Here is a 14,066-nt window from a genome sequence, read left to right as displayed (position 1 = left end):
ACCGTGGTCCTGGGCCTCCTCCTCTGGCTCCTGCACCGCCACGGCGCCGGCCCCGTCCTGTGGCGTACGGCGATGTCGGTGGCGCTCGTCTCGGTGGTGGGCGTCGGTCTGACCCGCGTCTGGCTGGGGGTCCACTGGCCCACGGACGTCGTCGGCGGCTGGCTCATGGGCGCGATGCTGGTGTCCCTGGCGATCGCGGCCCATGTGCGGTGGCGACCGTGACGACCCCTGCACGGTGGCGGCGGTGAGCCCGCCGGGACGCCGGTACGGCTACGTGGGTCCGCCCGAGCTGCGGCAGGCGGTCGTCGCCGGGACCGAGGGGCAGGTGATCCGCCGGGCCGCCGATCTCGACGCGTGGACGGCCGCGGCCTGGCAGGACGGCGAGGAGACGTTCACCTTCGTCGTCGGGCCCGACGGGCTGCTGCGGCTGGCACCCCGGCGCAGCGAGCATGTCGCCTGCGCGGGCGGTGGCGAGATTCTCGGCGCCGGGGAGGTCACCCTGCGTCGGACGGGCGGCGGTTGGCGGGCGGATCAGGTCAGCAACCAGTCCACCGGCTACTGCCCCGACCCCGACTCCTGGCCGGCCGTCGCCGCCGCCCTGGACCGCGCCGGCATCGCACGCCCCGAGGGGTTCACGCAGGCGCTGGAGTTCCGCCGCTGCGAGCGCTGTCGGGAGAACAACGTGGTCCGCGAGGGCGTCTTCGTCTGCGTGTTCTGCGACGCGGATCTTCCCGCGGCATGGAACCTCGGCGCGTCTCCTTCCTAGGATCAAGTCCATGACTTCCACAGTGCTGTTCGACTTCTCCGGCACCCTCTTCCGCGTCGAGTCCGCCGAGTCGTGGCTGCGGACCGTCCTCCGCACGGCCGGTTCCGTGCTGCCCGAGGGCGAGGTGGCGCGGACCGCGCGGGCGCTGGAGGCGGCCGGTGCGCTGCCCGGCGGGGCGTCTCCGGCGCGGGTGCCCGAGGAGCTGGCCGGGCTGTGGGAGGCGCGGGACGAGAGCGCCGACCTGCACCGGGCCGCGTACACCGGGCTCTCCCGTCAGGTGCCGCTGCCCGACCCGGCCCTGCACGAGGCCTTGTACGACCGGCACATGGAGCCGGCCGCGTGGGCGCCGTACCCGGACGCCCCCCAGGTGCTGAGCACCCTGCGCGAGCGCGGGGTGCGGGTGGGTGTGGTGAGCAACATCGGGTGGGATCTGCGGCCGGTGTTCCGCGCGCACGGCCTCGACGCGTATGTCGACACGTATGTGCTGTCGTACGAGCACGGGGTGCAGAAGCCCGATCCGCGGCTGTTCGCGACGGCGTGCGCGGCGCTCGGCGCCGATCCGCGCGCCACGCTGATGGTCGGCGACAGCCGGCCGGCCGACGGCGGGGCGACGGCCCTCGGCTGCTCGGTGTTCTTCGTCGACCATCTGCCGGCCGCCGAGCGGCCGGACGGCCTGCTGCCGGTGCTGGACCTGGTGGGGTGAACCCGCACCGCCCGGCGGGGCGGCGACCGATGGGGGGAGCGGTGCCCTCAGAGAGCAGAACCGGAACGGGAACCGCTCGAAAAGGAGCCTCAGGCCACCATCGGGGAGGTAGCACGCCCACTCTGGACGATCCCCCGCGTCGCCCAGAGCGGGCGGCCCCGGTACGCCTCCGAAACGGAACCGGCCGGGCTGCGCTGAGTATAGTTGGCTGGCAGCCAGTCAACGCAGGAGTTACAGCATGTCCCCGCGCAGCGCCTCGGTCAATGAAGAATTGCGTCGGCGTTCCCGGGAGCGGTTCCTCCAGGCGGCCGTCGAGCTGGTGGGCGAGCGCGGGTACGAGGCGACGACGCTCGGCGACATCGCGGACCGGGCGGGCTCGGCCCGCGGTCTGGTGTCGTACTACTTCCCCGGCAAACGCCAGCTGGTGCAGTCGGCCGTGCACCGGCTGATGCACCGCACGCTGGAGGAGGCGCTGGAGCGCGAGCCCCGCACCGAGGACGGCCGGGAGCGAATGGCGCGGGCCGTCGACGCGATCCTGGGACTGGCCCGCGACCGGACGGTGCTGATGCGCCAGCACATGGCCGGGCTGCTCCAGGCGGAGGGCTTCGTGCAGTGCCCCGAGCAGCGGCGGCTGGCCGAACTGCTGCGGGACACGCTGGCCCGGCACGGCTCACCGGACGTCGACGCCGACTATCCGATGCTGCGCTCCCTGCTCATGGGCGCCGTCTACGCGATGGTCCTGCCGAACGTGGGCATGCCCCTCGCCCCGCTGCGGGCGGAGCTGTTCGCGCGCTACCGGCTCGACTGGGACCAGGGCGTCCCGCCGGACGCCGAGGCGCCCGGCGGGACGTGTGACACCGATTGCTCGCGTTTCTTCTCGACGGGACGGCCGTCCGCGGACCAGCGGCACGCCGCGGACGAGCCGATGCCCGTCGATCAGTCGAAGTAGTCCGGCTGCGTCTGGACGTTCAGTTCAGGCAGTCGCACGTACTTCGCCGGGTCCGTGCGCCGGTCGTGGATCTTCAGCACGTCGAAGCCCTTGGCGATGTCGTTCGAGTAGATGTAACCGTTGTAGTAGTACGCCGACCAGGGGCCGGCGGTCGTCAGCCGCTCGGTGTTGACCGGGCCGCGCTCGAAGTAGGCGATCTCCTTCGGGCGGGCGGAGTCGGTGAAGTCCCAGACGGAGACACCGCCCTGGTACCAGGCCTGGACCATGATGTCCTTGCCCTTGACCGGGATCAGCGAGCCGTTGTGCGCGACACAGACCTCGGTCGGCGCCTGGGGACGGTCGATCTTGAAGTAGCTGCGGAAGACGAGCTTGCGCTTGTCGCCCTTGCCGACGATGTCGTAGATGCCGTCGGCGCCCTTGTTCGGGCCGATCTCCGCGGTGCAGGTGGCCGCGCCGCCGCCGCCCAGCTCGTCGGTGAAGACGACCTTGTTCGCCTTCTGGTTGAAGGTCGCCGAGTGCCAGAACGCGAAGTTCACGTTGTCCTGGACCCGGTCGATGATCTGCGGGTTCTCCGGGTCCTCGATCGAGAACAGGATGCCGTCGCCCATGCAGGCGCCGGCCGCCAGGTCCTTGTCCGGCAGTACGGTGATGTCGTGGCAGCCGGTCGTCTTGGAGACACCGGGGTTGGTGGGTCCGCCCGGGTTGCCGCCGCCGTCCGGACCCTCACCGGGGAACAGGACCGGGAAGTTCACGATCGCGGCCTTCTCCGGCGCCTTGCGCGGCACCTTGATGACCGAGATGCCGTCGTGCGGGGGCTGGCAGTCGGGGTAGGCCGCGTTGGGCGAGTACGACGAGACGTAGACGTAGACGTTCTTGCGCTCGGGCACCAGCGTGTGGGTGTGCGAACCGCAGGCGGTCTCGACGGCGGCGACGTACTTGGGGTTCGCCTTGTCGCTGATGTCGAAGACCTTCATGCCCTCCCAGGAGGACTTCTCGGTCACCGGCTGCGTGGTGCTGTTGCAACTGCTGTCGCTGCGTGAGGAGTCGGTGGACAGGAACAGCAGGTCGCCGGAGACGGAGATGTCGTTCTGCGAGCCGGGGCAGAGCACCTGGGAGACGGTCTTCGGGGCCTTCGGGTTGCTGATGTCGAAGACGCGGAAGCCGTCGTAGTTGCCGGCGAAGGCGTACTTGCCCTGGAAGGCCAGGTCCGAATTGGTGCCGGGCAGCACGTCCTTGGGGATGTTGGCGAGGTGCTCGATGTTGGCGGAGTGGATGATCTCGTCCTGGCCGGGTATCTCGCCGTCGGCGATGGCCTCGGCCACCTCGGCCTGCGCGTTCTGGGACACTTCGCGTTCCACGGCCGGGCCGTCCCCCGGGTCGGGGGTCGCGGCGGCCGGTACCGCCGCGAGCAGCGTGGCCAGGAGTCCGGCACAGGCCGCGGCAACTCCCAGGCGTCTGTGCCGCGTTCGGGATTCGTTCAACAGGATCACTGCGTCCTCCCTCGTAGCCGTTCACGGGGAACGGGTCACGGTCCTCCGAAGTATCGTCTTCATCATGCACAGATCAACAGGCGGCAACGCATTCGTCATGAATGTTTTCGATCAGTAGGGCGCAGACTCGTACCAGGGCGGTCCGGGACCGTCCGTTCACCCTTGGCCGGTTCTCAACCCGCCGGCAGCTGGAGGTCGTTGTGTTCGTCCGCCGTGCGCCCTTTGTCGCCGCCGCACTGTTCGCCCTGGTCCTGACGGGGTGCGACTCCGGTTCCGACACCGGCTCGGCCGCGCCCGCCGGGCCTTCGGTGATCGCGCCGGGAAAGCCGGGCGAGGCCAACCGGACGCTCTCCGCGCAGGACGCGGCCGAACAGCGCGTCGACGACGACACCCCCAACTCCGCGGACATCGACTTCGCCCGGATGATGATCGAGCACCACCGTCAGGCCCTGGAGATGACCGGACTCGCCCCGAAACAGGCCGAGTCGGCGAAGCTCAAGGCCCTCGCCTCCCGGATCACGGCCGCGCAGGGTCCGGAGATCCAGGCGATGGAGAGCTGGCTTGCGACCTACTCCGGCAAGGGCGGCGGCGCCGACGGCGCGACGGGCGGCGGGCACGAGCACACGGCGGCGGCCGGAATGCCCGGCATGGCGACCGAGGCGCAGCTGAAGAAGCTGCGGGCGGCGAGCGGAAAGGCCTTCGACCAGCTGTTCCTGACCTTGATGATCACTCATCACGAGGGTGCCGTCACCATGGCCGCGGACGTCAAGGCGCAGGGGAACAACGTACGGATCGAGGAAATGGCGGACGACGTCGTCGCGGAACAGACGACCGAGATCACCCGGATGCGCGCGATGCTCTGACGGCACCGCCCGGCCCGTTCAGCGGCGTGCGTGACGTGGTGTCAGGAGGCCGTCGTCGCGCGCCTGCGCGATCATGCTCAGGGATCTGCGCCTGCTGTGCCCGGTGGTACGCATGACGGCGAGCACGGGGTCGGCTCCCCGGGCCTGCGCCGCACGGTACTCCTCCGCGACCAGTCGGCGGCCCTCGATCCCGCGCGGCCGGACGGGCCGTGCCCGCCGGGCGCCGGAGCCCCCGGACGCGATCCCCGCCGCCGGCCCGCCCGACCCGTCCGGCCCCTTCACCGACGGCGACTCCCGGCCACTGCCGCACCACTCGGCGAGCGGTTCCTCGATCCACTCCGCGAGCACGGTCAGGTCGTCCAGGGAGAGCGCGGGGCGGGCCCTGACGTCCTCGACCGAGACGCTCCGCGTGCTCACGACCGCCAGCACCTCGACGAACGCCTCGTCGGGGAACGCCAGCCGCACGGTGTACCAGGACGTCGGCTCGCCGTCCTCCCGCACCTCCCAGGCGGGCCGCACCGACACCGTGCCGTCCTCGGCCCGGCGGCCGGAAAGATCGAGGAACGATGTTTCCATCACACACGCAAAGTAACCGCATGATCACTTTGCCTACGAACGGACACGCGCGCCCGATCGGCGTACGGCACCCTGTCAGCCGAGCCCCCGCGGTGCCATGCTGGGAGCGTCAGCGCTCTCCTGCGTCCCCCTGGGGTAAGGAGTTCGACCGTGCTGCGTGTCGCCGTCGTCGGCTCCGGGCCGAGTGGGGTCTACACCGCCCAGAGCCTCGTCCAGCAGGACCCCGAGGTGCTCGTCGACGTCCTCGACCGGCTGCCCTGCCCGTACGGACTCGTGCGGTACGGCGTCGCCCCCGACCACGAGAAGATCAAGTCGCTCCAGCAGAACCTGCGTACGGTCCTGGAACACGAGCGGGTGCGTTTCCTCGGCGGGGTGCGGGTCGGGGCGGACGGGGTGTCCGTGGACAGGCTCCGGGAGCTGTACCACGCGGTGGTGTACTGCGTGGGCGCGGCGGCGGACCGACGGCTGGGGGTCCCCGGCGAGGAACTGCCGGGCAGCTTCTCGGCGACGGAGTTCGTGGCCTGGTACAGCGCCCATCCGGACGCCGCGGCCGACGGTTTCGTGGCCGGCGCCCGGTCCGCCGTCGTGGTGGGGATGGGCAATGTCGCCGTGGACGTCACGCGCATCCTGGCGCGCGGCGCGGCGGAGCTGAGTCCGACCGACATACCGCAGGCGGCGCTCACGACGCTGGCCGCGAGCGAGGTGACCGACATCCACATGGTGGGGCGGCGCGGCCCCGCCCAGGCCCGCTTCACCACCAAGGAGCTGCGGGAACTGGGCACCCTGCCGGACACGGACGTAGTCGTCGACGAGGCGGAACTGGCGCTGGACCCGGCCTGCGCCGACCCGTCCGCACTGCCGGCGGCCCAGCGCCGCAACATCGAGGTGCTGCGCGGCTGGGCGGCCGGACCACGACGGGGTCTGCGGCGCCGCATCCATCTGCGCTTCTTCCTGCGGCCCGGCGAACTGCTGGCCGGTGAGGGAGGCCGGGTGGAGGCCGTGCGGTTCGAGCGGACCGCGCCCGACGGGCACGGCGGGGTGACGGGAACCGGCCGGTTCGAGGAGATCGGGGCCCAGTTGGTGCTGCGGTCCGTGGGCTATCGCGGAGTGCCGCTGGAGGGGCTGCCGTTCGACGCGGAGCGGGGCACGGTGCCGCAGCTCGCGGGGCGGGTGCTGCGCGTGGGTACCCCCTCGCCGGGCGAGTACGTGGCGGGCTGGATCAAGCGCGGCCCGACCGGCGTCATCGGCACCAACCGGCCGTGCGCGAAGGAGACGGTGACGTCGCTGCTGGCGGACTCCCCCGCGCTCGCCCGGCGGAAGCTGCCCGGTGACCCGCTCCCGCTGCTGCGGCAGGCCGGAGCCGAGCCGGTCGGATGGGCCGGGTGGCTGGCGATCGAGCGGGCCGAGGCGGCATGGGGCGCCTCTTTGGGGCGGGGCGTGGTGAAACTCCCGGACTGGCCGGCGCTGCGGTCCGCGGCGGGCCGGGGCTAGGAGCCCTGTCCGGACGGCACACGACTGGATCGTTGTACGGGACACACAGCGGCAACGCCCACGAAATCAACAAACTGTTCAATCTTCGTACGGTCTCGTGCTGTCCGGATCTCGACACCCCCCACCGCCCGCTCCCGTCCCCCTCTCCCGCCGTTCTGGAGTGCCCATGGCTACGTCCGCGCCCGTTCATCCCGTCGACGAGGTGCCACCCGCACGGCAGTTGGCCGCCTTCGGCCTCCAGCATGTGCTCGCGATGTACGCGGGCGCGGTGGCCGTGCCACTGATCGTGGGCGGCGCGATGAAGCTGTCGCCCGCCGACCTGGCGTATCTCATCACCGCGGACCTGCTGGTGTGCGGTATCGCGACGCTCATCCAGTGCGTGGGCTTCTGGCGCTTCGGCGTACGGCTGCCGATCATGCAGGGCTGCACGTTCGCGGCCGTGTCGCCGATGGTGCTGATCGGGACGACGGGCGGCGGACTGCCCGCGATCTACGGTTCGGTGATCGTGGCCGGACTGGCGATCGTGCTGCTGGCGCCCGTGTTCGGCCGGCTGCTGCGGTTCTTCCCGCCGCTCGTCACCGGCACGGTGATCCTGGTCATCGGTATCTCGCTGCTGCCGGTCGCGGGCAACTGGGCCGCGGGAGGGGCCGGTTCGTCGGACTTCGGGGAGCCGAAGAACCTCGCGCTCGCCGCCTTCGTGCTGGCGGTGGTGCTGGGTGTGCAGCGGTTCGCGCCGGTCTTCCTGAGCCGGATCGCGGTGCTGATCGGCATCGTGGTCGGTCTCGCGGTCGCCGTACCCTTCGGCTTCACGGACTTCGGCGGGGTCGGCGACGCCGACTGGGTCGGTGTCAGCACGCCGTTCCACTTCGGGGCGCCCGCCTTCGAGGCGTCGGCGATCATGTCGATGCTGGTCGTGGCGCTGGTATGCATGACGGAGACCACCGGTGACTTCATCGCGGTCGGCGAGATGACCGGCCGTAAGGTCGACCGGCGCTCCCTCTCCGACGGACTGCGCGCCGACGGCCTGTCGACCGTGCTGGGCGGCGTCTTCAACACCTTCCCGTACACGGCGTACGCGCAGAACGTGGGGCTGGTGGGGATGACCCGGGTGCGCAGCCGCTGGGTCGTCGCCGTGGCCGGCGGCATCCTGGTCGTACTCGGCCTGCTGCCCAAGCTGGGCGCGGTGGTGGCGGCCGTTCCGGCGCCGGTTCTCGGCGGCGCGGGCCTGGTGATGTTCGGGACGGTCGCGGCGAGCGGCCTGCGGACGCTGGCCCGGGTCGACTTCGAGGACAACCACAATCTGACCGTGGTCGCGGTGTCGGTGGCGATGGGCGTGCTGCCGGTGGGCGTGCCGACGATCTACGAGAAGTTCCCCGACTCGTTCCAGACGGTGATGAACAGCGGCATCAGCGCGGGCTGCGTTACCGCGATCGTGCTGAACCTGCTGTTCAACCACCTTCCGGGGAAGGCGGGTTCACCCGTCGCGGAGCCGGCGGGACTCGCGGGCGGCGGAGTCGAGGACGGCGTCGAGAAGCCCCGGGAAGAGGTCGTCTAGGTCGTCCTTGCGCAGGCCGTTCATCTTGGCCGTGCCCCGGTAGACCTGGCGGACGACACCGGCCTCGCGCAGCACCCGGAAGTGGTGCGTGGTCGTCGACTTGGTGACCGGCAGGTCGAACTGCGAACAGGACAGCTCGTCGCCGTCGGCGGCGAGCTCTCGCACGATCCGCAGCCGCATCCGATCGGAGAGCGCGTGCAGCACGGCCTCCAGCCGGATCTCCTCGCGCCCCGGATGCGGAAGATCACGACTGCTCACTGCGGGGGCGGTCACGGCGGCTCCACTTCGTCGGGAACCCCATTGTACGAGATCCCTCGTAGTTTGACATCCGACGTACTACGATGACTATCGTACGAGTCGACCACCGGCCCCGTGACGAATGGAGTCCGCCGTGAGCGCGCTCTTCCAGCCCTACTCCCTGCGCGACGTGACCATCCCCAACCGCGTGTGGATGCCGCCCATGTGCCAGTACTCGGCGGCGCCCGAGGGCCCGCTGACCGGCACCCCCGCCGACTGGCACTTCGCGCACTACGCGGCCCGCGCGACGGGCGGCACCGGCCTGATCATCGTCGAGGCCACCGCCGTGTCCCCGGAGGGCCGGATCTCGCCGTACGACCTCGGCATCTGGAACGACACGCAGGTCGAGGCGTTCCGCCGGATCACCCGCTTCCTCGTCGAGCACGGCACCGTCCCTGCCATTCAGCTCGCCCACGCCGGACGCAAGGCATCGACCGACCGGCCCTGGAAGGGCGGGGCACCCGTCGGTCCGCAGGCGCACGGATGGCAGCCGGTGGGCCCGAGCGCGATCCCCTTCGCCGAGGGGCATCCGGTACCGACCGAGCTGACGAAGACTCAGATCGAGGAGGTGGTGGGCGAGTTCGCGGACGCGGCCCGTCGCGCCCTCGCCGCCGGTTTCGAGATCGCCGAGATCCACGGCGCCCACGGCTACCTCATCGGCAACTTCCTCTCCCCGCACTCCAACCACCGCACCGACGAATACGGCGGTTCCTACGAGAACCGCACGCGCTTCGCCCTGGAGGTCGTCGACGCCGTACGGGCCGTGTGGCCCGACGACAAGCCGCTGTTCTTCCGCGTCTCCGCGACCGACTGGCTGGAGGAGGGCGGCTGGACGCCCGACGAGACGGTCCGCTTCGCCCGTGAGCTGCACGCGCACGGCGTGGACCTGCTCGACGTGTCCACCGGCGGCAACGCCTCCGGCGTGCGCATCCCGGTCGGCCCCGGCTACCAGGTGCCGTTCGCCGCGCGGGTGAAGGCCGAGACGCCGATGCCCGTCGCCGCGGTGGGCCTGATCACCGACGCCGAGCAGGCCGAGAAGATCCTCGCCAACGGCGAGGCCGACGCGGTACTGCTCGGCCGTGAGCTGCTGCGCAACCCTTCCTGGGCGCGGCAGGCGGCACGCGAGGCCGGTGCCGAGGTCCGGGTGCCCGACCAGTACCACCGGTCCGTGTGAGCCTGCGGCCCGGTCAGCCGAGCAGTGCGGTGTCCTCGGGCGAACGGCGGTAGACACCGTCCTGCCGGTCCAGGTGATGCAGGTCGACGAGATGGCGGCGCAGCGTGACGTGGTCGGCCTCGCCGCCCTCGCACCAGGTGCGCAGCCGGTCGTCGACCTCCCGCTCGGAGTACTCCCGGCCGGCCTCGAAGCTGCGCTCCGCGAGGTGGCGCAGCACGAGCTTCTTGCGTTCCCACTGGGCGGGCAGCCGCACCAGCCGGCCCTCGCGGACGAACGTCCGCAGCACGGTCTCGGCGCGTTCGTCCCCGCCGCCGTGGTCCTGGGGCGGGCCGGACCCGGCCGCCGTGCGGGCCAGGTCCCGGAAGCGGTCGTAGGACACGGCGAGCCCGTCGGGGCCGAGGACGACGACCCGTCGGTCCTCCAGCCGGCGCAGTGCGCCGACGGTGTCCCTGGCCGCCAGTCCGGTCCGCTCGGCGATCTCCTCGGCGCTCGTGGCGCCCAGCGCCACGGCGGCGAAGACCCGGACCCGCCTCTCGTCGGCGAACAGCCTCACCACGTCGTCGGCCGTCATACGTATGTCTCCGTCCCTCCGGGGCGGGGGCCCCGGTCGCGGCGACGCTACGTCGCCCACCGGCTCCCCCGCCCGCGAATTTCCGCGCCGTCCCGCGGCGACCGGCGTCAACTCACCGTGCACTGCGCCCCGTTGAGCGTGAAGGAGGACGGCGCCCTGCTGTCGCCCGTATGGCTCGCCTGGTAGCCGAGGGTGACGCTCGCGTTCGGTGCGACCGTGCCGTTGTACGACACGTTCGTGGCCGTCACCGTCCCGGAGGCCGGGGTGTACGTGGCGCCCCAGCCGTTGGTGACGGTCTGCCCGGTGGGCAGGATGAAGCCGAGCCGCCAGCCGTTCACCGCGGCGGTACCGGTGTTGGTGAACGTCACCGAGGCGGTCAGACCGGTGTTCCACGCACTGGTCGACACGGTCACCTTGCAGGCGCCGGCCGGCTCGGGGCCCGGTCCCGGTCCACCGCCCGCGTCCAGGCCGAAGAAGGTGAGCACCTTGTCTGCCATGCCCCACGCGTAGAGGTTGTGTCCGACGCCCTGGAGACTGATGGCCTCCACGGGAGCCCGGTCCCCGGTGGAGCCGTAGCGGGTGCGGGTCCAGCCGGTCTGCGGCGAGTCGGTCGCGGCCGGGGTCTGGCCGATCCCCCGCACCTCGGTCCACTGCTCGATCTCCTCGCCGAAGTTGGGATAGCGCAGCACGTCGTCCTCGGTGCCGTGCCACACCTGCATGCGCGGCCGGGGTCCCGTGTATCCGGGGTACGCACCACGCACGAGGTCGCCCCACTGCTGCGGCGTGCGGTTCACCGTGCCGCCGGAGCAGGCGCTGTTCCACTCGGAGCCGTCGGTGGTGGCGAAGCAGCCGAACGGGACCCCGGCGAACGCGGCGCCCGCCGCGAACACGTCGGGATAGTCGCCGAGCAGGACGTTGGTCATCATCGCCCCGGAGGAGATACCCGTGGCGAACACGCGCGCGGGATCGGTGGCGTACGCGGTGCTCACCCAGTCGATCATCGACTTGATGCCGACGGGGTCGCTGCCGCCGTCGCGCCTGAGCGCCTGCGGCGAGGAGACGTCGAAGCACTTGCTGCCGCGGGTGACGGACGGATAGACGATCAGGAAGCCGTACCGGTCGGCGAGTTGGGCGTACTCGGTGCCGGAGTGCATGGCCGGTCCCGAGCCGCCGCACCAGTGCACGGCGACGAGGACGGCCGGGTGGGCGGTGACATTGGCCGGCGCGTACACGTACATCTGCAGGTTGCTGGGGTTGGCGCCGAAGCCGGTGACCTCGGTGAGGGTGGCGGGCGGAACGGCGGCCGGGGCGGACTGCGGGCGGGCGGAGGCGGTGGGGACGGCGAGGAGGGCGCCGGTGAGGAGGAGCACCAGCACCGCGAGTACCGAGCGCAGCGCTCGCCTGGGGGAGTCGGGGGTGATCACACTGATCCCTTCTGTGGGCGGCTCTTCGTGCACGGAAGGAGGGTTCTCAGGGCATCGATCCCGTGGCGGTCCGTGGCTCCGAAACGGACGGGAGGCGCCCGAACCCGAGGCACCCGAAACGCATAGTGGCATGCACATGCTTGCCATGGAAGCGCTCCCACGCGCTTACCCCGAGACACTTACCGGCCGACCTCCACGGCCGGATGCCTTCTGCGCGAAACGTTGACTAGAAAGCGCTTGCCCCCTACCTTCCGTTCAGGAGTGTGGACGAGCCGCTCACTCTGACCCACCCCAGTCCACGCTCTGCGCACGGACCGTTCAACTGAACAATCCATGTTCACATATGCGATCCGTTGATTGTGTCCTCAATCCCTCGGGCGCGACCACCGGAACGCTTCGACCATCCCCCACCTGGAAGAAGGCATCGGGACATGACTTCCCCAGCACCCCTGCGCACCCATGGGCGCGCGTTGACCGGCTCACTGGCCGCCCTCGGCCTAGCGGTTGGCATGATCATGACCAGCGGAGCGCTCACTCCGGCGAGCGCGGCCACCTGGCCCACCGCGAACGGCAGTCAGGGCGTCTCCTCCACCATCCCGGTGTCCGGAACCAAGGACTACGGGATGAAGCGCCTGTACGGCACGGGCGACCTGGGCAGCGGCAGCCAGGACGAGGACCAGGGCCCGATCCTGGAACTGGCCGCGGGCGCCGTCCTGAAGAACGTCATCATCGGCGCGCCCGCCGCCGACGGCATCCACTGCAAGGGCAGCTGCACACTCCAGAACGTCTGGTGGGAGGACGTCGGCGAGGACGCGGCGACCTTCCGCGGCTCCTCCTCGTCCAACGTCTACAACGTGGTCGGCGGCGGAGCGAAGGAAGCCAGCGACAAGGTGTTCCAGTTCAACGGCGCCGGGACGCTGAACGTCTCGAACTTCGCCGTCAAGAACTTCGGCACCTTCATCCGCTCGTGCGGCAACTGCTCCACGCAGTACAAGCGGACGATCAACCTCAACACCGTCGAGGTGACCTACAAGGGCAGCAAGCTCGTCGGCATCAACACCAACTACGGCGACAGCGCGACCCTGCGGGGCATCACCATCGTCGGGGACACCAGCAAGAAGATCGTCCCCTGCCAGAAGTACATCGGCAACGACGACGGTGACGAGCCGACGACGAACGGCTCGAACGCCGACGGCACGTACTGCAAGTACTCCAGCTCGGACATCACCTACAAGTAGACCGCCTACGAGCGGACCCCCTGCGAGCAGATCGCCCACGAGCAGGAGGACGAGCACCCGCAGGCGGGGATTCCCCCCACGGACGGCCGGAGGAAGCGACCCGCACGCGCTTCCTCCGGCCGTCAGGCGTGCGCGTGAACCGTCACCTCCCGCTGGAAGTCGGCGTAGGCGGCGCGCAGCGCGGCGCCCGGCCAGTCGGCCGGCAGCAGTTCGGGGGGCAGGACCGGGTCGGCGAGGAGATGGCGTACGACGGCCGCGAAGGCGGTGAAGCGGTCGGAGGGGCGATCGGCCCGCGCCAGGTACGCGAGCAGGGCCCGGCCCTCGGCGGCCCACTCCCCCAACGGCCACAGCGTGGCCGTCAGTTCCTCCGCGGGACTGTCCGGTCGGGCGGTGAAGGACCGGGTGACGTCGTCGAGTTCGGCAGGCCAGGGGCGGATCAAGGTGGCGGGGCGCAGCCAGACGCCCTCACGCAGCTCGGCGAGGCGCAGGCGCGTCAACTCGGTGCGCAGCTCGGCGCGTTCGGCGGGGCCGCGGCCGGTCGCGGTGATCACGGCCATCTCCCAGTCGCCGCCCCAGGGCCGGGTCGCCGGGTGCACGGCGTCGTCCTGCCTCCGCTGCCGTTCCAGCAGGCGCTCGCTGAGGCCGTACACGGAACCGGTGCGCCGCAGGTCGCCCGCCGTGACCATCCGGCTGAGCGCGGCCCGCAGGGTGGAGCCGCCGACGCCGAAGGGTTCCACCAGCCGGACGAGGTCCTTCACCGGCAGTTCGGGCGGGTGGATACCGAGCAGCAGACTCAGCACCACCGACCGCGCCGACAGCGGCGGCAGCTCCACCTCTCCGGGCCCGGAGATCACGTTCCTGCGCATGAGACCGTACTGTACGTCCGCCATCGATGTTGCACTATTGCTGCGACTGTAGAAGGCATGCAACATTGGGGCATGACCCTCATGGACGCAGAGCCCCGCACCC

Annotated in this window: 15 protein-coding genes; 9 read left to right on the top strand and 6 right to left on the bottom strand. The window is 71.0% G+C overall.

Features of this window, described 5'->3' with window-relative positions:
* The 4 genes from BZL64_RS22700 to BZL64_RS22685 form a co-directional block, all read left to right on the top strand.
* Window positions 1–222: phosphatase PAP2 family protein (locus tag BZL64_RS22700; RefSeq protein WP_143663281.1), on the top strand; the 222-nt coding region annotated here is incomplete at its 5' end.
* 22 nt (window positions 223–244) lie between these two features.
* The gene (locus BZL64_RS22695) at window positions 245–766 is read left to right on the top strand and encodes a hypothetical protein (protein WP_244205444.1); all 522 of its coding nucleotides are present in this window, start codon (window positions 245–247) and stop codon (window positions 764–766) included.
* Between the two features lie 10 nt (window positions 767–776).
* Entirely contained in the window at window positions 777–1,469 is a 693-nt protein-coding gene (locus BZL64_RS22690) for an HAD family hydrolase (RefSeq protein ID WP_086771038.1), read from the top strand.
* A 238-nt stretch (window positions 1,470–1,707) separates the two neighbouring features.
* Window positions 1,708–2,418 carry a TetR/AcrR family transcriptional regulator gene (locus tag BZL64_RS22685; RefSeq protein ID WP_086771037.1) on the top strand — a complete coding sequence of 237 codons (711 nt, stop codon included), beginning with the start codon at window positions 1,708–1,710 and terminating at the stop codon, window positions 2,416–2,418.
* Here the strand turns inward: BZL64_RS22685 and BZL64_RS22680 are convergent.
* Window positions 2,406–3,908, bottom strand: a complete 1,503-nt coding sequence (locus BZL64_RS22680; RefSeq protein WP_086771036.1) for an LVIVD repeat-containing protein — start codon at window positions 3,906–3,908, stop codon at window positions 2,406–2,408. The two genes, BZL64_RS22685 and BZL64_RS22680, sit on opposite strands and share 13 nt — an antisense overlap.
* A gap of 200 nt (window positions 3,909–4,108) precedes the next feature.
* Between BZL64_RS22680 and BZL64_RS22675 the strand changes: the two genes are divergently transcribed.
* The gene (locus BZL64_RS22675) at window positions 4,109–4,771 is read left to right on the top strand and encodes a DUF305 domain-containing protein (protein ID WP_244205443.1); all 663 of its coding nucleotides are present in this window, start codon (window positions 4,109–4,111) and stop codon (window positions 4,769–4,771) included.
* Between the two features lie 18 nt (window positions 4,772–4,789).
* Here BZL64_RS22675 and BZL64_RS22670 read toward each other — a convergent pair whose 3' ends face one another.
* Entirely contained in the window at window positions 4,790–5,347 is a 558-nt protein-coding gene (locus tag BZL64_RS22670) for a DUF6214 family protein (protein WP_244205446.1), read from the bottom strand.
* Window positions 5,348–5,497: 150 nt separating this feature from the next.
* On the opposite strand from BZL64_RS22670, the gene BZL64_RS22665 reads away from it, so the two are divergent.
* Window positions 5,498–6,838 (top strand): FAD-dependent oxidoreductase, encoded by a 1,341-nt coding sequence (locus tag BZL64_RS22665; RefSeq protein WP_086771034.1) that lies wholly within the window; start codon window positions 5,498–5,500, stop codon window positions 6,836–6,838.
* A gap of 166 nt (window positions 6,839–7,004) precedes the next feature.
* On the top strand, window positions 7,005–8,393 hold the full coding sequence (locus BZL64_RS22660) for a nucleobase:cation symporter-2 family protein (RefSeq protein ID WP_086771033.1): 1,389 nt from the start codon (window positions 7,005–7,007) through the stop codon (window positions 8,391–8,393).
* On the opposite strand, the gene BZL64_RS22655 is transcribed toward BZL64_RS22660, so the two are convergent.
* The gene (locus tag BZL64_RS22655; protein WP_086771032.1) at window positions 8,313–8,666 is read right to left on the bottom strand and encodes an ArsR/SmtB family transcription factor; all 354 of its coding nucleotides are present in this window, start codon (window positions 8,664–8,666) and stop codon (window positions 8,313–8,315) included. The two genes, BZL64_RS22660 and BZL64_RS22655, sit on opposite strands and share 81 nt — an antisense overlap.
* A gap of 118 nt (window positions 8,667–8,784) precedes the next feature.
* Between BZL64_RS22655 and BZL64_RS22650 the strand changes: the two genes are divergently transcribed.
* The gene (locus BZL64_RS22650; protein ID WP_086771042.1) at window positions 8,785–9,864 is read left to right on the top strand and encodes an NADH:flavin oxidoreductase/NADH oxidase; all 1,080 of its coding nucleotides are present in this window, start codon (window positions 8,785–8,787) and stop codon (window positions 9,862–9,864) included.
* Between the two features lie 13 nt (window positions 9,865–9,877).
* On the opposite strand, the gene BZL64_RS22645 is transcribed toward BZL64_RS22650, so the two are convergent.
* Window positions 9,878–10,435 carry a DUF2087 domain-containing protein gene (locus tag BZL64_RS22645; protein WP_086771031.1) on the bottom strand — a complete coding sequence of 186 codons (558 nt, stop codon included), beginning with the start codon at window positions 10,433–10,435 and terminating at the stop codon, window positions 9,878–9,880.
* Window positions 10,436–10,542: 107 nt separating this feature from the next.
* The gene (locus tag BZL64_RS22640; RefSeq protein WP_244205445.1) at window positions 10,543–11,808 is read right to left on the bottom strand and encodes an extracellular catalytic domain type 1 short-chain-length polyhydroxyalkanoate depolymerase; all 1,266 of its coding nucleotides are present in this window, start codon (window positions 11,806–11,808) and stop codon (window positions 10,543–10,545) included.
* A gap of 482 nt (window positions 11,809–12,290) precedes the next feature.
* Here BZL64_RS22640 and BZL64_RS22635 point away from each other — a divergent pair, with 482 nt between their 5' ends.
* Window positions 12,291–13,097 (top strand): pectate lyase, encoded by an 807-nt coding sequence (locus BZL64_RS22635; protein WP_086771030.1) that lies wholly within the window; start codon window positions 12,291–12,293, stop codon window positions 13,095–13,097.
* Window positions 13,098–13,219: 122 nt separating this feature from the next.
* Here the strand turns inward: BZL64_RS22635 and BZL64_RS22630 are convergent, their stop codons facing one another.
* A complete protein-coding gene (locus tag BZL64_RS22630; protein ID WP_086771040.1) occupies window positions 13,220–13,963 on the bottom strand; it encodes a PaaX family transcriptional regulator C-terminal domain-containing protein in 744 nt (247 codons plus the stop codon).
* Window positions 13,964–14,066: the final 103 nt, after the last annotated feature.

The sequence above is a fragment of the Streptomyces bobili genome, from assembly GCF_002154575.1.
Classification (GTDB): Bacteria; Actinomycetota; Actinomycetes; order Streptomycetales; family Streptomycetaceae; genus Streptomyces; species Streptomyces bobili.
This window is presented reverse-complemented; position numbering and strand designations above follow the sequence as displayed.

What these genes read in the sequence shown, in the direction of transcription:
- BZL64_RS22690 (WP_086771038.1), top strand. Translation starts at nt 777, where the DNA reads ATGACTTCCACAGTGCTGTTCGACTTCTCCGGCACCCTCTTCCGCGTC.
- BZL64_RS22685 (WP_086771037.1), top strand. Translation starts at nt 1,708, where the DNA reads ATGTCCCCGCGCAGCGCCTCGGTCAATGAAGAATTGCGTCGGCGTTCC.
- BZL64_RS22670 (WP_244205446.1), bottom strand. Translation starts at nt 5,347, where the DNA reads ATGGAAACATCGTTCCTCGATCTTTCCGGCCGCCGGGCCGAGGACGGC.
- BZL64_RS22660 (WP_086771033.1), top strand. Translation starts at nt 7,005, where the DNA reads ATGGCTACGTCCGCGCCCGTTCATCCCGTCGACGAGGTGCCACCCGCA.
- BZL64_RS22645 (WP_086771031.1), bottom strand. Translation starts at nt 10,435, where the DNA reads ATGACGGCCGACGACGTGGTGAGGCTGTTCGCCGACGAGAGGCGGGTC.
- BZL64_RS22635 (WP_086771030.1), top strand. Translation starts at nt 12,291, where the DNA reads ATGACTTCCCCAGCACCCCTGCGCACCCATGGGCGCGCGTTGACCGGC.
- BZL64_RS22630 (WP_086771040.1), bottom strand. Translation starts at nt 13,963, where the DNA reads ATGCGCAGGAACGTGATCTCCGGGCCCGGAGAGGTGGAGCTGCCGCCG.